Genomic DNA, 19,121 nt, shown 5'->3' with positions numbered 1-19,121 from the left:
CTATAGTCACCTATCAAACTACTTAAAATTTTACCTTGCACGATCAAAGCTTTAATGGTATTCTAACCTTATAAAGCTCACGGAGGTTGTTACCATGAATTACAGTATTAATACACAAACTACAGCAACCACCACCTCAACCACTACTATGTAGGCTGGTTGGGGCTATTTGAGATAATAAAATGTCGATTAATAAAGCTAACTGATCAGCAATATCACCTAACAATAAATGTTACGTCGATACCGCTTTTTAGTTAGCTTTTTTGCATAGGACAAAGAAATGGGGATTTTTTATGAGTAAGGATTCAAACGAGCAGCCAAAAAATCATTTAAATCGGTCGCTCACGTCTGGTCAGATGGAAATGATCGCTCTTGGTGGAACGATCGGGGTCGGGTTATTTATGGGTTCGACCTCCACTATCAAATGGACAGGTCCATCTGTTTTGCTAGCTTATGCCTTTGTTGGGATCGTCTTATATGCGGTCATGCGTGCCCTAGGTGAAATGATCTACATCAAACCTGGGACTGGTTCTTTTGCTGATTACGCTACCGATTATATCCACCCACTTGCTGGCTATTTAACTAAATGGAGCAACATCTTTCAATATATCGTCGTTGGGATCAGTGAAGTCATCGCTGTCACGCAGTATTTGAATTACTGGTGGCCTAATCTTCCAGACTGGGTATCCGGGCTAGTCGTCGTGATCACCCTGACCTTGGCCAACCTAGCCTCGGCCAAAGCTTACGGGACTTTAGAATTCTACTTTGCCTTGATCAAAGTCGTCACGATCATCTTGATGATCATCATGGGGCTAGCTGTGATCTTTCTTGGCTTTGGAAATAACTGGCAACCACTAGGCTTGTCTAACTTATGGGCTCACGGTGGCTTTTTCCCTGGTGGTTTTAAAGGCTTCATGTTCTCACTTTCGATCATCGTTGGTTCCTATCAAGGGATCGAACTTTTAGGGATCACAGCTGGTGAAGCAGCTAATCCTAAACATGCGATCGTCGCAGCCGTTAAATCGATCGTTTGGCGCATCTTGATCTTCTATATCGGCGCGATCTTTGTTATCGTAACGATCTACCCATGGGATCAACTAGCTGCGATCGGCTCTCCATTCGTTGAGACTTTCTCTAAAGTCGGGATCGCTGGAGCTGCCGGGATCATCAACTTCGTGGTCTTAACAGCTGCGATGTCAGGGGCTAACTCGGGGATCTACAGTTCTAGTCGGATGCTCTTTAAACTTTCGATCGACCATGAAGCTCCTAAGATCTTCAGCAAGCTCTCTAAGCACGTGGTACCAAATATCGCGATCTTAGCTATCTCAGGTGGGATCTTGCTTGGGTTTATCCTAAATATCATTTTGACTAGCTTAAACAAAAATACGGCTAATCTCTTCGTTGTCGTATATAGTTCTAGTGTTTTACCTGGGATGGTGCCATGGTTTGTGATCTTGATCTCAGAATTGCGGTTTAGACGGCAAAATGCACACGAATTAACGGATCATCCGTTCAAGATGCCACTTTATCCGTTCTCAAACTATTTTGCGATCATTTCACTTGTTGTGATCATGATCTTCATGTTCATCAATCCCGATACCCGTGTATCAGTTTCGGTCGGGGCTGTCTTCTTGCTCATCTTGACCGCCGTTTTCTTTAGTCGCAATAAGAAAGCTAAAAACTAGAAATTTGTTAAAAATAAGCACCGTTAGCTACTAGTAACTAACGGTGCTTATTTAGTTCTTACGTTTAAAATAACAAGTTTGACATATGATCCAAATGAGTAAAAGTCCCCATCCGATCAAAGCTATCTTGGTTCCTATAAAAAATACCTTCGATGGCACATACCCAACAACAACTGTATGTTTACCTTTTTCCAAATCAAGTTGTACTGTATTTCGTTTACTATTTTGATAAGCGACCGGTTTGCCATCGACTGTCACTACTGTATGCGCATAATGAACTACCGGCAGATCTACCTTGCTCTTTCTAGCTAGTTCTACCTGATATTGTAGCGCATTGGCACTTGCATATGGCTTTATATGCATCTCTTGTCCATTTATTCTGGTAACACCAGATATGATACTATAAACATCTTTGTTTGTTCTATAAGCTTTATCCCAATCCATAATGATGTATTCCAGAAAATGATTCTTCTTCAATGTTTTGGTCGGGAAATAATCAACTTCACCAGTTTGCGCCCAATAATCAAATTGCGCTTGATAGTTCTTATTCGTCAAAATACCTGCATATAAGATAGCTTGCTCGTCAGCTTTTAAAGGCTTAATGATCGTTTCTTTATTTTTGGCTGTATTAGCCAAACGATCTGATAAATTACTGATCGAACCATAATAACTGATCAAACTTACTAACAATAGTGCCAGTACCGTCATCGCTCTACGCCAATTCGTTTTTAATGCCTCATATTTTGTTAACAACTCAACAATTATTCTCGAGCCTAAAATAGCTGTCAATAAAACAACATATATTAAATAACGATACGGTAATTGGAGTAAAGCTAGGAAAGAATCGTTAAAAGATTTCCAGGGAAATATTGCTGTTGATATCAAAGTTAAGCAGATCGCCAAAATATAGAGTGGCAACTCCAAAGAATCTTGTTTGATCCATCTCCATCCGCTGAGCAATACTAGCAATAAAACGATCCCGATACTTGAACTAGTAGCGGTATTACTTAGTGATGTCGTAAATACCTCACCTAAGTTTTGAATCATACCTACCCCGGGATAAGTTGCCGTTATTCCCTTTCCAAAATAATCTGTAAGCAACGGAATAATTACTGGTAAAGCTAGGATCACTGTAGCAATTGCGCTTATCAGTAAATATTTCGATCTTTTAAGATCAAACTTACCTGTAAAAAGTGCTACGAGCAATAAAACTGTAAAGATCTCACTGATCAATAAAATGCTCAACATATGACTATACGCTAGTAGCGTCATCCCTATAGTCAACCAGTACCACTTTCTTTTGTCGCCACAGATAATATGGTAAAAGCCTAAAAATGCTAATGGAATAAACGTACTTGCAATGTACTCACCAACAACAAAACTAGCTGGCCCTAGATAAAGCCTATATGGCGCTAATGTGTAGAGGAGCGCAAAGATAAAACTCCTAAGATATTTTCCCTTCGAAAAAGATAGCATAGAAAAGTAGCTAATTACGAAGGTCACAAACATAAACAAACCTACCCAAACATAGTAAGCGACTACTGGTGTCGTAATAAAACGCAACCAAGCCCAAGGATAAATAAAGATCACTGGATAAAATAAAAATGATCCGACACCGGTACTTTGAAAAGTAGAAGTTGCTATATAAGTAAATAAGCTACCTTCGCTCAAATTGCGATAGATCTGTTCTACGCGTGCCGCATGAAACAACCAATCAACCTGAGCCGCAATTCTTCCTGTGGCTGCCAATGGATAGATCATACTTATTGTGATCACTAAAAAAAGCAACAGTACCACACTATTTATTTTTATATTCTTCACTTTATTCATCCCCATAACTACTTTGGATCTTCATAAAATCTGTATCTTTTACGTAATTTTTTCCAGCAGTAATATCATATTGAATGACTCTCAAATCATTCAATATCTCTTTTTGCTCTTCTGTCAAATTTTTTTCACTTACAAGTTTCTCAGCTTCAGTCACATACTCAACATTTCTAACTGATGTACTATTAGATTCACTACCAATATAGAAAGCTGGCAGAGTTTGATAGACACTAGTCAGCAAAGCATAGTACGGAGAAATTTTCGAATTCGTTGCCTCAGACACCATCGCCGGAAAATCATTAGGTGAAATATAGCGTGATTTTACTAAATCAGTCTTGGCACCTTGTTCACGAGCAACCTTATTTGAATAGATAAAGTAGTCCGTTTCATGAAGATTCAAACCATCTTTTGCCATGTCATTAGCGTAAATTCCCGGTAAATGATCTCCGTAAAAAACAAGTGTGATCGGTTTATCGATAGCTTCTAATTGCTCGATAAAATCAGCTACATATCCATCTGTGTAACGGATCCCTGTTGCAAAGTTATTGATCTGCTCACGAATTTCATCATCTAATTCAACTGCCTGTTCTACCGCAAAATCAGTGTTATCACTGTAATAATCTTTATTATACGGCATGTGATTTTGCATCGTTACCAAATTGATAAATTGTCCATTATCCTTATTTTCATTGATCACATCAAGCGCATTGGCATATGCGACTTTATCTGATAAATATGGATTATTTTGGATCTTTTCTTGATGTTTGATCTCCGTCTTACTGCCTAGATAAATAAAATCATTAAACCCAAACTTTTCATATACCTTTGGTCGACTATAGAAATTTCCTACATACGGATGAATAGCTACCGCATTTGAAAAGTAATTCACGATCGATGGGTTATAATTGCGAGCCGAAACTAATTGCGTATACGGTGTACTCAATGTTGGTGAAAAGTTAGCCAGTGGTAAGCCTGTCATTGTCATATATTCAATATTAGCTGTGCCACCACCAAAACCCGAACTTATCATATATCCAGAAGTTGTTTCGTTCATCAACTGATGGATATACGGGATCGGATCTCCCTTTAATTTAGTGTCTTTAACATGATTAGGATCACTAAAACTCTCACTCAAATTAAAGATGATCGTTTGCTTTGACAGATCATTTGTACGTGTTTTGTTGATCTCTGCAGCTTTATTTCTATATTTAGCAACTATCTCTTCGACCTTAGCTTTAGAATAATCCTCAGGTCGTTGCATGATAACAACATCTAAATTATTTAAAAACTGCAAAGTCGGACCATTTATCTGAGCCCCATTTAATTGGTTATAAAATGTTGGATCTATCCCTAACATTCTCATCGGCTTTTTCAATATAAAATTATCGTGATTCCAAAAAAAGCTACTACATACGACCACAGCCGGTATTAATAAGTATTTTACACGTGTCTTTAAAGATAATTTTTTGACCTTCACTTTCCATGATAGCAAAAAGACTACACACAACAATATGATCAAGGTGACCACACCTAAGAGCAATAGCCAGTGTGGGACCATGTTCAAAAGATTGCCATATGCCTCTAGCATGACCACTTCTGAAGGCAAGATAGGTTCGCGACGACTTGCTATCTTCAAATATGTTGCAATACACCAAATAATTATCAAATAATCACTTACTAAAAATGAAAACCAAAAACTATTCGTTAAACCACGCAAAAATAGATATAGTCCAATAAATAATAACGCGTTGATCACAATGATCTGTGGGCGTTGTAAGATCGCATAAGTCAAAGCATTATATGACTTATCACCCTCAATAGTATCAGCTACACGACCACCAACATTTGTCATGAACATAGAAATATACGCTAAGATCAACATTACGCCACTAACGATCAACGCTAGCCTATGCTCATGTAATGATCTCTTCAAATGTCCCCATGTCAGTTTGATATTTTTTTCTAAATCGGCCAAATGCCAAGAATCCAGCTTCCGATCTAATGTACCCAGTTTTTGAAAGAATTTCGACTTAATGTATACATGTACTATTATCCAAATAATCAAAGGCACTGAGATTGCTTCAAATAATTCCATATATCTGATACTCAAAGTCGATTTTTCATTAACAGTATTCAGTGCTTCGATCAAAACTGCTGACGCAGAGAATAAAACAATTCCCAGCAAGCTAAATAGCTGTGCCTCATCCAACTTCAACACCAAAAGAAGGTGCACTAAACAAAATGAAAATGACACTGTAAATAAATTAGCTGCATCTGTCAATCTAGTTGCTGTGCTCAGATCCCCATGAGCTCCCTCAGATATCAACGGCATAAGTACCAACATGATAGCCAATAAGGTAGCTGAAATGCCAGTCAACAAATACCATGTTTTCTTAGTCAATTTGCTATCCGATAAATTAGCCCCCAAAGTAAAGACCATCCACGCATAAATTGCTGTTGTTCCACCACTATAGTTAAAAATATCACTCCCAAATACTGTTGGTACACCAAATGTAAGCAAAAAGAAAATATAGTAGGCGTATCGATTATTCAACAAATGATCCGCGATTACTTTATTAGTTAAAATCGCTAATAAGATCCCACTAAATAACGGCGAAGTATTACGCAGAAATGGTAGGAGCGCATTATAAAAGTGCCCGATCCATGTTGAATCTTGTAAAAAACACGCTACTAACAAGCAGATCCATGTTCCAATAAACAAAAAGCCCCAAACTTGAAAAATACCGATCTTTTTGACCTTAGTCATGAAATATCCAAGCAAAAGAAGAATGATCGGTATACTTGTTACTGAAAACCCTTGTAGTACATTGGCTATCAGATACTTTTTACTGATCCCTTCTTGTAACAAGATATGAGAAGCCTGCCGCCAATATAAACTACTAAATGCAGTCAACAATATTATTCCGTAAGTAAATAGATAAACTTTAAATTTACTTACTAATTGCCTTCTATTCTGTGCAGAATATATCCTATCTTTATTCATAGTTACTCCGAACTTCTAACTTTCTATCGTACTGTATATCAATGCTAGTATATCAAATATACAGTCGTTAGTGCTATTATAGTTTATCTACATCATAAAAAATACGGCGCAAGCACAGAGCTCACACCGCACTCCTTATTTTAGATCAAATTAACCTTTGTGTTCTTTTTTCCAAAGACCTAAGACCACACCTGCAATGATCGAGCCGATCGCAACGGCTGCAAAATAGCCAAGTGGGTTAGTTGCTAATGGAGTTACCCAGAAACCACCGTGTGGCGCTGGTACGGAAACATGCCAGAGACCAACTAAAGCACCACCGATCGCGGAACCCAAGACACATGATGGAATCACACGACCTGGATCAGCTGTAGCAAATGGGATCGCACCTTCTGTGATAAATGAGAACCCTAAGACCCAGTTAGAGATACCAGCACGGCGTTCTTGTTCTGGGAATTTGTTAGGGAAGAAAGCTGTTGCGATCGCTGTAGCAAATGGTGGGATCATCCCGCCGACCATAACTGCCGCCATCAAGGTCGCAGCTACCACAGATTTAGGATCGTTAGCAAACGCACCGGAAGCAAAGACATAAGCAGCCTTGTTGAAAGGACCACCCATATCGATCGCCATCATCCCAGCTAAGACTAAGGTAAGCACGACTAAGTTACCTGTACCTAAGTGGTTCAAGAAGTTTGTGATCCAAATGTTGATCGTTGAGAAGATCGGATTGATGATAAAGTACATGATCAAAGCGATGAACAGCAAGCCCAAGACTGGGTAGATCAACATCGGCTTCATCCCTTCGACACTCTTAGGTAAGTGAGCACAAAGTTTCTTCAAGCCGACCATCAAGTAACCAGCGATGAAACCAGCTGCGATACCACCTAAGAAACCAGCTGCCGATTTAGCATCAGCCATCACATTAGCTGTGTAAGCTCCACCAAATGAACCACCGTAAACTGTTGCCATGAAACCACCAACAAAACCGGGCATCAAGGCTGGACGATCGCCGATAGCTTCAGCGATATAAGCAGCTAAAACAGGAACCATGAAAGCAAATGCCATGTTACCAGCATTGTTCAAGAAGATGAAGGCTGGTGATTTAGCACCACCCATGTATTGTTCGACGATAAAGGAGATCGCCATCAAGATCCCACCACCGATAACGAATGGTAACATGTGGGAGATCCCGTTCATCAATTGTTTATAGATATCGCCCCAAACAGAACCGGTCGAATCACTTTCTTCAGTTGCATCATTAGCACTTGCATGAAAGACGGGAGCTTTATCTTCTAAGACTTCATTGATCAACTTTTCAGGGTCTTTGATCGCATCGGTAACTGGTTTGTTGACCAAGTTCTTGCCATCAAAACGTGCCATTTCAACTTTCTTGTCGGCAGCCACGATAACACCCTTAGCGCGCTTGATCTCATCAGCTGTCAAACGGTGCTTGATACCTTCAGAACCGTTTGTTTCAACTTTGATATCAACGCCCATCTTATCAGCTTGTTTTTTCAAGTTTTCTTCCGCCATGTAAGTATGCGCGATCCCGTTTGGACAAGCTGTTACCGCTACGATGTATGGACGAGAATCGTCAGCTGGTTGGTTAGCAGCTGCTTTTTCGCGTTCTTCTTGCGCTTTGTTTTCAGCTTCTTTTTGCGCAACTGCTTTAGCAAAGATGTCTTGGACCTTTTGTGGTGTGTCAGCTGCTTTCAAAGCATTGACCACATCTGGGTTCATCAAAACTTGAGATAAAGCTGCTAAAGCTTGTAAATGGGTATTATCTCCACCTTCTGGAGCTGCGATCATAAAGAACAAGTGCGCTGGTTGACCGTCCATTGATTGGTAATCGACCCCATTGACACTGCGCGCAAACATTACCGCTGGCTTCTTAACTGCCGTATCATGAGCGTGAGGGATCGCGATCCCTTCACCCATACCAGTTGAGCTTTCAGCTTCACGTTTTAAGATATCTTTTTTGTATAATTCTTCGTCGTCGATGATGCCTTTAACAAATAAGTTATGCACCATTTCATCGATAACTTCATTTTTGGTCGTAGCCTTAAGATCCATGATCATAAGGTCGGTCATCAATAAGTCACGAATGTCCATGTCTTACACTTCCTTTTTAATTATTTATATTCTTCGATCTCGATCATTGGTAAGATCTCATTGATCTTGTCAGCATCAGCCAAGTCTTCAGAAAAGGCTGTTGCAGAACCACAAGCAAGTCCATAACGGAAAGCTTCAAGTGGATCTTTAGTCTTAGCGTATGTGCCAGTAAAACCACCGATCATCGAGTCACCAGCACCGACCGAGTTGATCACGGTGCCTTTTGGTGCGTATGAACGATAAACTTTATCTTTAGTGATCATCAAACCACCATCGCCTGCCATCGAGATCAAGACGTGTTGCGCGCCCATTTCAAGTAATTTCTTACCGTATTTAACGATGTCATCGATGCTATTTAGTTTTACACCGAATAATTCAGCTAATTCATGGTTGTTAGGTTTGACCACTAATGGATTTTCTGGCAAAGTCTTCAACAAACTTTCACCCGTTGTATCGATCACAAATTGGGCACCTTTTTGACGGATGACTTTGATCAGATCAAAGTAAAAATCATCACTCAAACTTGGGACTAAACTCCCGGCAAAGATCACCACATCATCAGCGGTCAATTTATCGAATTGCGCTGTAAAGGCTGCGATCTCTTCTTTAGTCAATTCAGGTCCGCGGCCGTTGATCTCGGTTTCTGCTTGCGCTTTGATCTTAACGTTGATCCGTGTATCAGCTTTGATCGGAGTAAAGTTCGTCTTAAGTCCTGTCTTTTCTAGAGCTTCTTTAACAAACTCACCGGTAAAACCACCTAAAAAGCCCCAAGCTGTATTATCTAAGCCTAATTCCTTCAAGATGCGGGAAACATTGATCCCTTTGCCCCCAGGTAATTTATTGTCGTAATCCATTCGGTTGACTTCGCCTAAAGTTAGTTCATTTAACTGGACGATATAGTCGATCGAAGGGTTGACAGTTACTGTATAAATCATCAAAAATCCTCCTGAATCGTCGTTTGTTCGTAATAACGCGCTCTCACTGGTCGTGAAAGACTACTGGTAATGATCGTTGCTTGCGAAAGTTCAGCTACTTTGACAAAGGAAACATTGTCAAACTTGCTTGGATCAGCCAAAACAAAGCATTCCTCGCTTTGCTCCAATGCCGCTGTCTTGACTGCCGCCTCATCGGGATCGGGCGTAGTGAACCCATAACGGGGATGGATCCCGTTGATACCCAAAAACGCTTTGTTGAACCGGAATTGCGTCAGTGAACTGACTGCTTTGACACCAATAATTGCTTTAGTAGTATTTTTCAACTCACCACCGACCAAAATCGTTCGCACATTTTGATCAGCTAATAACGAAGCATGCATGACCCCATTAGTCACGACTGTCAGTTCTGGCTTGTTTAAATAAGGGATCATCGCCAAAGTCGTCGTTCCCGCATCCAAGTAGATCACATCTTCAGCTTCGACTAACTTGGCCGCTGCTTTAGCGATCGTTTCTTTTTGGGTCGTATTCTTCGACGCTTTACCACTCATATCAAGTTCACGTTGAAGCGAATGCTTGATCTTGGCCCCGCCATGCACCCGGACTAACAAGCCTTTTTCTTCCAAAAGTTGGAGGTCTCGCCGCGCCGATGATTCAGAGCAATTAGTTTGTTCACGGATCTCTTGAAGCTTAACGATATTATTTTCCTTTAACATCTGCAAAATATGCTGTTGTCTTTCTTCTGCAAGCACTTTCATTACACCTCCAAAATTATAATATCATCTGAACCAGCAAAAATCAATCACAAAAAATCAAAAAACGTCATTAAATTTCAAAAAAATTTAACATATTATCTTTCATGAAAAAATTTAAATATACATCTAAAAAATGCCGTTTTCTATTTGAAAACGGCATTTTATTTACAATTATTTGAAATTATATCCGGTCAAAAACAGTCATCAATTCTTAAAACTGTGGATCGGAGCAGGAATCAACCCACCACGCGTGATCATCGCAGCACTTGAAGTCTGATTGTATGGCATGATCGGCGCATATCCCAATAAACCGCCAAATTCAACTTGGTCTCCGACTTTTTTGCCTGGAACAGGGATCACCCGGACAGCGGTCGTTTTATTGTTGATCATCCCGATCGCAGCTTCATCGGCGATCATCGCGCTGACCGTTGTGGCTGGAATATCACCTGGTAAAGCGATCATATCCAAGCCAACCGAACAAACAGCTGTCATCGCTTCTAATTTATCCAAGGACAGGGTTCCCGCTTCAACAGCAGCGATCATCCCCGCATCTTCAGAGACTGGGATAAAAGCACCGGACAACCCGCCTACGTGACTGCAGGCCATGATCCCGCCTTTTTTGACTGCATCATTTAACATCGCCAACGCAGCCGTGGTCCCATGAGTCCCAACTTGAGCAAGACCGATCTCTTCTAAGATCTGCGCAACCGAATCACCAACAGCTGGGGTCGGCGCTAAGGAAAGGTCGACGATCCCAAAGGGTACATTTAACCGTTTAGCTGCTACACTGCCGACTAACTGCCCCATCCGTGTGACCTTAAAAGCTGTCTGTTTGATCGTTTCTGCCACTTGATCGAGCGGTTGACCTTTAACATGCTCTAAAGCTGCTTTAACGACACCAGGTCCTGAGACCCCGACATTGATCACTACATCTGGTTCACTGACCCCATGGAAACCACCGGCCATGAATGGATTATCTTCGACCGCATTACAGAAGACGACTAATTTAGCGTTGGTCATATAATCTAATTTAGCAGCCGTTGTGATAACTTCCCCCATTTGTTTGACCGCATCCATATTGATCCCACTCTTGCTGGAACCGACATTGACTGAGGCACAGACTAAGTTCGTTTGGGCCAAAGCTTCGGGTAATGATGCGATCAAGGTTTGGTCACCTTTAGTCATACCCTTTTGAACAAGCGCAGAAAAGCCACCGATAAAATCGATCCCCAATGTTTGAGCTGCCCTGTCCAAAGTTTTAGCGTACTTGACGTAATCCTTATCTTGGCTGGCACCCGCAACTAAAGAGATCGGCGTCACTGCCACGCGTTTATTGACGATTGGGATCCCATATTCCATCTCGATCTGTTCAGCCGTTTTGACTAGATCTTTAGCTTTAGTCGTGATCTTATCGTAGATCTTTTGGCAAGCCACATCACTGTCGCTATCAATGCAATCCATCAAGGAGATCCCCATGGTAACGGTGCGGACATCGAGATTTTGGTCAGATATCATGTGGATCGTTTCTAAAATCTTATCAAATTCCATGAGCTGTCCTCCTATAGTTGGTGCATTGCGCGATAAACTTCTTCATTGCGCAAATTGATCTCAACTTTCAAGGTCTGACCCAATTCGGCAAGTTTAGCTGAGATAAGTTGCAGGTCGCTTTGTTCCGGAACTTGGACCGCCATCATCATCGTAAAGTGCCCCTCTAAAATAGTTTGACTAATATCGAGGATATTGATATCTTGTTCAGCCAAAAAGCGACTAACTTCAGCCACGATCCCGACCTTATCTTGACCAACAACAGTTAAAATAGCTTTCATTATGTATGCCCCCTATGTATAACAGTGCAGAGAAATGCGGGTTAGGCCGTATGGATAACGGTAAGGAAAGTTTGAGGTGTTTTTTATCTCGGGCTTTCATTATTGTTATACACTAGGCATTGCATTTCACAACACGACTACTATAACAGTGCGGAAGAACACGGATAGCTCCGTAGAAATAACGGTAAGAATGCTTTGAGGCGCTTTTTGTCTCAAAGCAGGCTTATTGTTATTTCCTAGGAGTTATGTTCTGTAGCACGACTCCTGCGGAGAAAACCGGTTTCTCCGACTACGACAAACCATCGTTACCAAACGACACCTTAACTATATAATTAACTTACCTAAAGTGCAAGAAATTATTTAACCTAGGAAATATTTTCTTTTGCTTGCTAATACATGCAATTACATGTAATATAGATTAAGTAATTATATGCAGATGCATGAAATTTATTAGTGAAAGGACTTTATTTATGGATAACATTTCTAAAACGATCGATCCTAAGATCCGCCTGATCGTTACTATATTGCTTTTATTTTCCGGATTTGTCAGTCTAGCTAGTCAAACGATGATGATCACCGCCTTACCCGTCATCGAACATGAGATGAGTGTCTCATTGACTCTAGTTCAATGGCTCACAACGGGGTACACTTTGATGATCGGTGTCATCACACCGCTCTCATCTAATCTGTATGAAAAATTCAACAAGCGCAACATCTTTTTGACTACAATCGCGATCTTTATCTTAGGGACTTTGATCGGGTGTTTTGCGACTGATTTTTGGCTCTTGCTACTCGCCCGCTTAGTCCAAGCATGTGCTAGTGGGATCTTGATGTCATTTCAAATGACAACGATGATCTCGATCTATCCCCTCGAAAAACGCGGTACGATCCTAGGGATGTCTGGGTTAGTTATCGCTTTTGGCCCAGCTATCGGGCCGACACTTTCTGGTCTGATCGTTAACACTTTGGGATGGCGCTATATTTTCATCTTAGTTTTACCAATGATGCTATTGGTTTGGTTGATCGGGTTTTTTGCCTTTCCTAACTTCTCCGAACCTAAAGATATCAAGATCGACTTTATCTCCGTTGGTCTCTCCTTGCTTGGTTCGGGATTGACTTTAGCAAGTTTGACTTTCTTTCAAGCCTCGGCTTTACAAGGTTGGATCATGTTAGTCTTAGGGCTAGCGATCCTCTTTGTCTTTGTTAAACGTCAACTTCGTCTCAAACAACCGATGCTCAAAGTTCAACTCGTCAAAAATCGTTCATTTAGATTGATGACTTTAGTGGGGATCTGTGCTTTCATGGTCTTACTTGGGACCGAACAAATGCTTCCGATCTTCACGCAAAACGTTTTACACCTAAATAGTATGGTCTCTGGGATGATCTTATTGCCTGGTGCGATCGCCAATGCGCTCAGTGCTGCTATAGTCGGCCGTCTTTACGACAAACATGGTCCTAAATATTTGATCATTTCCGGGGGGATCTTAATGTTGATCGCTGCGATCCCATTTGTCATGATCTCCGAGACTACGCCTGTTTGGCTCTTAACGGTTGCTTATATGCTGCGGATGATCGGAAATGCCCTCGTATTTTCACCCGCGATGTCAGAAGCCTTTGTTGATGTTCGGCCGGATGAAGTCAGCCACGCTACAGCCCTTAACAACAGTTTACGTCAGGCATTCGGCGCTTCCTCGATCACCATCTTGATCGTCTTATCCAATATCCCAGCGACATTTACAGCTGGGATGCGTCTTTCCATGTGGATCACAGTCAGCTTGGTCTTATTGATGCTGACCTGCTTTAGTCTTTACTTACACCAAAATTCTCGAAAGGATTGAGCTTCTATGGATTCCCCAAAAATAAGTAAGCTAGTTGCAATTTTTAATCGTAAGTTACGTACTGAGATAAATAATCAGTATGAGCATTTGGGGTTAAGTTATAAAAATTACTTTTATCTTGAAAAGATCCATGAAAATCCGGGTATAAGCCAAGCAGAATTACTGCGCTCTCTTTATCAAGATCAAAGTATCGTGACACGCCAAATCAATAAATTAGTAGCTGATGGTTGGGTCCAAAAAAAATTTGCCATTTCTGATCATCGGAGATCTGAGCTATATTTGACACCGAAAAGCGAGGCTATCTTACCTAAGATCAAACTGATCCATCGTCAGATCAACCAACGTGCTCTCGCAAGTTTGACACCACACGAAGCACAGGTATTTGGTGAACTATTGGCTAAAGTAACAGCTGAATATCAACCACATAATTCAACAGAAGCATGAAACATGCCATATAATTAGGGATAAAAACATATGAGATGTGCACAATGAAAGTTCACATGACCAACATTCACGTGATGGCGAAAAATAGTGTTGCTCAGATAGCCCAAACTTTATTCTCAGTTGAATTTGATCATCTTTATCCATGATGTGACGCCACTGATGTTTGCCGAAAATCGCTACTTGCTACCAACATTTATCGATTTTTACCAAAAAGCTGATCTTTTGATCGTGCCGTCTGAACAGATGTATCATTTCTTACGAGAAAATGGTCTGGCAGAGAAAAAATATGTGGTCCAACAGATGTGGGATCATCCTTTAGATGCCGATATGCTTTATGACACCACTGAGATCAAACGTTTGAATTTTGCAGGTGATCCCCAAAAATTCGCATTTGTTCAAGAATGGCATCACGATATTCCACTACATCTATTCGCTTCTGAAAAGTCTGAAGCAACTGACCTGAACCTTATCCACGAAGGCTGGCTCAATGATGCCGAGCTTTGCATCAGGCTTTCTAAAAATGGTGGTTTTGTTTTGGTTTGGAATGATGGTGGCTATACCCAAGAATATACTTCTAAATATATCTCCTATAAACTAGGAACTTATCTGGCTGCGGGGCTACATGTCATCGTTCCACGTGGCATCTCAAATGAAGAGCTGATCGTCAAAAATAACCTCGGCTTTGCAGTTGATTCGATCGCCGAAGCTTTAGAAAAATTAGCGAACCTCACTCAAGAAGAATATCTACAATACAAAAATGCAGTCAAAGAATTTGCACCACTACTTCAACAAGGTTACTTTACTAAGCAAGCCTTAGTTCAAGCAGTTTTTGAAGTTTTACAAGCCTAAATGAAAAACAAGCTTTCCCGGGAAATAATTTCCCAGGAAAGCTTGTTTTTTAGTTCATTTAAAAGCGCAAGTGATACAGACTAGCTGGACGTCCCGGCCCACGCTTATTTGTCTTTCCGATCTCGTGGAAAAGTCGCTGGTGGGTCTTTTTAAAGTTCGAATTATCGATCTCATGAAAACTAACCCCTAAAAACGGTACATATAAACTCCGCGCTTCACGTAAAGTAAAAACTTCGCCCAAGATCCGCAAGACATCTGGCTGAGTGTCTAACGAGCGTCGGATCCGCAGACAAGCCTTTTTCAAAACATAATCGTTGACTTGGTAGAATTTGTTTTTTCGCAAGCGTTTTTGGTAATACTCAGTTTCTGTATCAACTGTTGCCACCGCTAATTGTTTCTCACCTTTAGTGAAATAGTAGTGATTATTCAAGTTCTCTAAGGTAAATAGTTCCAAGGTCGAATTCATCATATCCGGAAACTCCGGTAAATAAGTCATATAAGCCATTGTCACTAAGCGTTTTCCATCAACTGCCCGTTTAGGATTAGTCAATGTTTCTAATTGTTCAATATTTTTAGGTGAAACAGTCTGTCCCGTCAACTCACGTGTCAGTCTGATCGTTGCATCAAGGGCATCCTCATCCTGGATAAGACAAGTTTCAGGTAAAGTCCAGTCACCCTCATCTTTTAAGACCACCTTCACTTGGTTAGTCGTTCGATCAAAACACCAAATGATATTGAGCAACTTTACCTCAAACGGGATAAATGTTCTATTGATTTTCATTTTTTTGGCAACTATCTCGAATAAAAGTATAGCTTTTCCTTTCCCAAATTATCCTGGTATTTCTATTCCCCCTGTTAATCAGAAGCCAACTTGTTATAATATAGCTAGCTAGAACGAGGAGGAAAATATCAATGTTACATCTAATACCAAATGATCTACCCCAAGCACTCGAAAAGTTAGCTTGGCTAAAAGCAAATGGCTATAACACAGCTACCAGAGAAAGTGTCATCAACGACATGACGCAAGACGGTGTCCAAGATATGCTCGACACAGCACTTGAGGGTCCATATTGGGGGACCGCGTGGGAAAAGCCCGATATGATCTTAACGATTACGGGAAGTCTGGGAGAAGAGATCGCCAAAGTTTATCCGCGAAAAGGATTCGAGACCTTTTCACAAGATCTCACAGATAATGATCTGCTCTACTGGCGTAATTTATCGGCTCAAGTCAGCGTAGCGATCGGCAACGATTAAGCGCGACTGCCATTGATGATTTTTAACCATAACACATCCCCTCAAGCTTAACCAGTGACTAGAGTACAAGTTTCATATACTAGCCTGCTTACATTGCTGGTATACCTAGAAAAAGTCTATATATTAAGAAAACCTTAACTTTATATTTTCACAAATTCTAAAATTTTTCTTGCATTTGCAAATTACTATGGTAAAATTTAAAGTAATTTTTGCAAGGGGGAAGAATACAATGGTTAAATTTAGACGTGTTCGTGCGTTTGACACTGAGAACTTAGCTAAAGACATGACTATCGTAAAAAAGGATATTCAAATCTCTGGTCATAAGATCAAAAATGTGCCAGTTCAGCTTGAAGATTCGCAGTCTGAAGATATTAGTTACCTTATTTCAGACCCTATCTTTAAACGTCTATATTCGATTATCCGAAGAAACACTGAAAGTGTTGAATTCGACTTTGACAAGATCTAAAGTCGGTCAAGTCTATTAATTTGAGAATTACCCGCGCATCTTCTCTTTAGGAGATGCGCTTTTTATTTTGTCCGATTGAAACCGCTTGCCGGTAAACTGTATAATAAAAGAAAAGACTATCAGGGGGGATCTAGATGCAAACCTTTACTGTTGCCAAACAATACCTGTATTACCGCTTCTCATTAGCCTTTATCACTTACGCATTGCTACTTTTACTGGGATATTTTTTACTCCAATACTTTAATTATAGTGATTATTTTCAATATACTTTATTCTTTGGGAGCATTTGTTTTAGTTTAGATTGTCTACGTAGCTTCTTTTATTGGAAATATGCTCGACTCCATTTCAGTTCTACAGCAGTCATCGTTACCAAGGGGCGTTTCTTTTATTCAAAAACAACGATCCCGCTTGAAAAAAATATATATCGTTTCAGAAAGCACAAATGCCTACTTACAGCTTTTCAAATTGAAAAGACTAATTTTTCAAACGATCGCACAGGCATCTAGTTTTGCTGGGATCATCGAAGACTTCCAACTACCTGTGAAAGTAGGTGGCCGTGATGAAGGCTAGACGCCAATCGGCAAAATATTTTGCCGTCAAATATACTGAATTTTTTGTCCGCAATGGTCTGATCTACCTGCCATTATTGGTTCTTATCTTCATTCTTCCCAATTTTTGGACACTTTTACTTTTCCTGGGTTATACTAGCTCGCTCATTGCGATCTTTTTACGCTATTTCACTACCACCTACCGCATTGAGGCTGATACTTTGACGCTCACGACCGGAATCATTGCCAAAACAACGCTAGACCTCAAACAAGCTGAACTCAGCCACACGCTGTCAAACTTCCGCGTTGAACAAACTATCTATCAAAAACTCTTCCGCACGCAAGGTATTCAGATCTATCTAAACAACAGTACCACAGAAGAAGCAATCGAGTTTTTTGCTTTGACCCCTGAGCAGTTAGCGCAATTACAGGACTTTTTAGTCGCATTCCAGCCAGCAGCAAAAACAGTTGCAGAAAACAAGACGAGACTCATTGAAAAATCACAAGCTGATTTCCTAACAATTGTAAAAACAGGCTTTATTTCCACACGATACTTAGCTTATTTGGCCTTAGTCCTCCAATTAGAAGAACAGTTCCCACGGCTACAACATTTCTTCGATATCACAGCGTTATGGTTTGGGGTGATCTTAGTCAGTGGGGCACTTTTGTTCAATCTCACTCACCATTATATAAGCTTTGCCAAGTTTTCACTGTGGGAAACTGAGCATAATTTTATCGTTAAAAATCATTTCTTTACCGCTGACCAAAATACGATTCCTAAAAAGGCGATCGTTGGGCTAGAGTTGACCAGCGAGCTTAACCGCCGACTCTTTAAACTGACCTGCGTTACTGCGATCTTGGCTAACAGTGATGCTGACCAAGACGAAAACCGCTCCAAAAATTTCTTATTTCCCCTACTCCCAACACATGAGCTCTTACCGACTTTAGCCCGTTATTTCCCTCAGATCCCGCGCGAACTTTTTGAGCTTCCAAGCTATCAGCCTAAGTTGCGCTATCGGCTAGGATATTTGCTAAAAATCGGCACTCTAGGAGCAAGCTTATACTTTATCCTGCAATTTTTCATAAGTTGGCTCAGTGCTTTAGGTGTGATCATTACCGGGATGCTTTTGTTGTCGCGTTTATTATTTGAACCACTAACAACACGGATGGCTCATACCCCAGACTACTTTATCTTTACCAGTGGCCTCATCAATAAACGGACTTATATCTTACCTCGAAAAATGCTTGCAAGTGTCAAAACAACAGACTATCTTGACCTCATTGTTGGTTCAACTTTGACTTTTACCACGACTGACGGCAAAACGATCAGGCTGCTATATAAAATGTAGAACAATATAGAAGTTTAAGTACATTCTTCTACATTGTCAGAAAGAATTATATAGTTTTTCCTTTCCTAATTTTATTTACTGCCGTCAACATTAGTATTCCCATATCCTAACGAGAGGGTAATGACAGTGACTAACTCTTACAGTTTAAGGGTGTAGCCCACCCCTGTATTTTTTTTAATTCCTGAATTGTCAAATCAAGTTAGAAAAAACTACATGCTCATTTGTAATGTACTTC

General features: G+C 40.5%; 15 protein-coding genes. 7 read left to right on the top strand and 8 right to left on the bottom strand.

Going from position 1 to position 19,121, the window contains the following annotated elements; genetic code table 11:
- Nucleotides 1–293: 293 nt before the first annotated feature.
- Nucleotides 294–1,685 (top strand): amino acid permease, encoded by a 1,392-nt coding sequence (locus tag FC30_RS05005; protein WP_010690217.1) that lies wholly within the window; start codon nt 294–296, stop codon nt 1,683–1,685.
- Nucleotides 1,686–1,736: 51 nt separating this feature from the next.
- On the opposite strand, the gene FC30_RS05000 is transcribed toward FC30_RS05005, so the two are convergent.
- The 7 genes from FC30_RS05000 to FC30_RS04970 all read right to left on the bottom strand — a co-directional run bounded on the left by FC30_RS05000 (nt 1,737) and on the right by FC30_RS04970 (nt 12,138).
- Nucleotides 1,737–3,446 carry a hypothetical protein gene (locus tag FC30_RS05000; protein ID WP_235804176.1) on the bottom strand — a complete coding sequence of 570 codons (1,710 nt, stop codon included), beginning with the start codon at nt 3,444–3,446 and terminating at the stop codon, nt 1,737–1,739.
- A gap of 61 nt (nt 3,447–3,507) precedes the next feature.
- On the bottom strand, nt 3,508–6,381 hold the full coding sequence (locus tag FC30_RS04995; protein ID WP_010690215.1) for an LTA synthase family protein: 2,874 nt from the start codon (nt 6,379–6,381) through the stop codon (nt 3,508–3,510).
- Between the two features lie 285 nt (nt 6,382–6,666).
- Nucleotides 6,667–8,625 (bottom strand): PTS fructose transporter subunit IIABC, encoded by a 1,959-nt coding sequence (locus tag FC30_RS04990; RefSeq protein WP_010690214.1) that lies wholly within the window; start codon nt 8,623–8,625, stop codon nt 6,667–6,669.
- Nucleotides 8,626–8,645: 20 nt separating this feature from the next.
- Complete coding sequence (pfkB, locus tag FC30_RS04985) at nt 8,646–9,560, bottom strand: 1-phosphofructokinase (RefSeq protein ID WP_010690213.1); 915 nt, start codon at nt 9,558–9,560, stop codon at nt 8,646–8,648.
- Nucleotides 9,560–10,309, bottom strand: a complete 750-nt coding sequence (locus FC30_RS04980; protein WP_029507368.1) for a DeoR/GlpR family DNA-binding transcription regulator — start codon at nt 10,307–10,309, stop codon at nt 9,560–9,562. The genes pfkB and FC30_RS04980 overlap by 1 nt, the downstream gene beginning before the upstream one ends.
- Before the next feature lie 207 nt (nt 10,310–10,516).
- Nucleotides 10,517–11,860, bottom strand: coding sequence for a PFL family protein (locus FC30_RS04975; protein ID WP_056938484.1), 1,344 nt, complete (start codon nt 11,858–11,860; stop codon nt 10,517–10,519).
- 11 nt (nt 11,861–11,871) lie between these two features.
- Complete coding sequence (locus FC30_RS04970) at nt 11,872–12,138, bottom strand: ACT domain-containing protein (protein WP_010690210.1); 267 nt, start codon at nt 12,136–12,138, stop codon at nt 11,872–11,874.
- A 470-nt stretch (nt 12,139–12,608) separates the two neighbouring features.
- Between FC30_RS04970 and FC30_RS04965 the strand changes: the two genes are divergently transcribed.
- The 3 genes from FC30_RS04965 (at nt 12,609) to FC30_RS04955 (ending at nt 15,269) form a co-directional block, all read left to right on the top strand.
- The gene (locus FC30_RS04965) at nt 12,609–13,976 is read left to right on the top strand and encodes an MFS transporter (RefSeq protein ID WP_010690209.1); all 1,368 of its coding nucleotides are present in this window, start codon (nt 12,609–12,611) and stop codon (nt 13,974–13,976) included.
- 6 nt (nt 13,977–13,982) lie between these two features.
- A complete protein-coding gene (locus tag FC30_RS04960; protein ID WP_010690208.1) occupies nt 13,983–14,420 on the top strand; it encodes a MarR family winged helix-turn-helix transcriptional regulator in 438 nt (145 codons plus the stop codon).
- A gap of 120 nt (nt 14,421–14,540) precedes the next feature.
- On the top strand, nt 14,541–15,269 hold the full coding sequence (locus tag FC30_RS04955; protein ID WP_010690207.1) for a glycosyltransferase: 729 nt from the start codon (nt 14,541–14,543) through the stop codon (nt 15,267–15,269).
- A 58-nt stretch (nt 15,270–15,327) separates the two neighbouring features.
- On the opposite strand, the gene FC30_RS04950 is transcribed toward FC30_RS04955, so the two are convergent.
- The gene (locus tag FC30_RS04950; RefSeq protein ID WP_010690206.1) at nt 15,328–16,050 is read right to left on the bottom strand and encodes an NrtR DNA-binding winged helix domain-containing protein; all 723 of its coding nucleotides are present in this window, start codon (nt 16,048–16,050) and stop codon (nt 15,328–15,330) included.
- Between the two features lie 131 nt (nt 16,051–16,181).
- Between FC30_RS04950 and FC30_RS04945 the strand changes: the two genes are divergently transcribed.
- The 3 genes from FC30_RS04945 to FC30_RS04935 all read left to right on the top strand — a co-directional run bounded on the left by FC30_RS04945 (nt 16,182) and on the right by FC30_RS04935 (nt 18,886).
- Nucleotides 16,182–16,523, top strand: coding sequence for a hypothetical protein (locus FC30_RS04945; protein ID WP_010690205.1), 342 nt, complete (start codon nt 16,182–16,184; stop codon nt 16,521–16,523).
- A 229-nt stretch (nt 16,524–16,752) separates the two neighbouring features.
- Complete coding sequence (locus FC30_RS04940) at nt 16,753–16,989, top strand: hypothetical protein (RefSeq protein ID WP_010690204.1); 237 nt, start codon at nt 16,753–16,755, stop codon at nt 16,987–16,989.
- 559 nt (nt 16,990–17,548) lie between these two features.
- Entirely contained in the window at nt 17,549–18,886 is a 1,338-nt protein-coding gene (locus FC30_RS04935) for a PH domain-containing protein (RefSeq protein ID WP_010690202.1), read from the top strand.
- The last annotated feature ends 235 nt before the right edge of the window (nt 18,887–19,121 follow it).

The organism is Ligilactobacillus animalis KCTC 3501 = DSM 20602, from assembly GCF_001434535.1.
In the GTDB taxonomy this organism is placed as follows: Bacteria; Bacillota; Bacilli; order Lactobacillales; family Lactobacillaceae; genus Ligilactobacillus; species Ligilactobacillus animalis.
This window is presented reverse-complemented; position numbering and strand designations above follow the sequence as displayed.

What these genes read in the sequence shown, in the direction of transcription:
- FC30_RS05005 (WP_010690217.1), top strand. Translation starts at nt 294, where the DNA reads ATGAGTAAGGATTCAAACGAGCAGCCAAAAAATCATTTAAATCGGTCG.
- FC30_RS05000 (WP_235804176.1), bottom strand. Translation starts at nt 3,446, where the DNA reads ATGATCTATCCATTGGCAGCCACAGGAAGAATTGCGGCTCAGGTTGAT.
- FC30_RS04990 (WP_010690214.1), bottom strand. Translation starts at nt 8,625, where the DNA reads ATGGACATTCGTGACTTATTGATGACCGACCTTATGATCATGGATCTT.
- pfkB (WP_010690213.1), bottom strand. Translation starts at nt 9,560, where the DNA reads ATGATTTATACAGTAACTGTCAACCCTTCGATCGACTATATCGTCCAG.
- FC30_RS04975 (WP_056938484.1), bottom strand. Translation starts at nt 11,860, where the DNA reads ATGGAATTTGATAAGATTTTAGAAACGATCCACATGATATCTGACCAA.
- FC30_RS04970 (WP_010690210.1), bottom strand. Translation starts at nt 12,138, where the DNA reads ATGAAAGCTATTTTAACTGTTGTTGGTCAAGATAAGGTCGGGATCGTG.
- FC30_RS04965 (WP_010690209.1), top strand. Translation starts at nt 12,609, where the DNA reads ATGGATAACATTTCTAAAACGATCGATCCTAAGATCCGCCTGATCGTT.
- FC30_RS04960 (WP_010690208.1), top strand. Translation starts at nt 13,983, where the DNA reads ATGGATTCCCCAAAAATAAGTAAGCTAGTTGCAATTTTTAATCGTAAG.
- FC30_RS04950 (WP_010690206.1), bottom strand. Translation starts at nt 16,050, where the DNA reads ATGAAAATCAATAGAACATTTATCCCGTTTGAGGTAAAGTTGCTCAAT.
- FC30_RS04945 (WP_010690205.1), top strand. Translation starts at nt 16,182, where the DNA reads ATGTTACATCTAATACCAAATGATCTACCCCAAGCACTCGAAAAGTTA.
- FC30_RS04940 (WP_010690204.1), top strand. Translation starts at nt 16,753, where the DNA reads ATGGTTAAATTTAGACGTGTTCGTGCGTTTGACACTGAGAACTTAGCT.
- FC30_RS04935 (WP_010690202.1), top strand. Translation starts at nt 17,549, where the DNA reads ATGAAGGCTAGACGCCAATCGGCAAAATATTTTGCCGTCAAATATACT.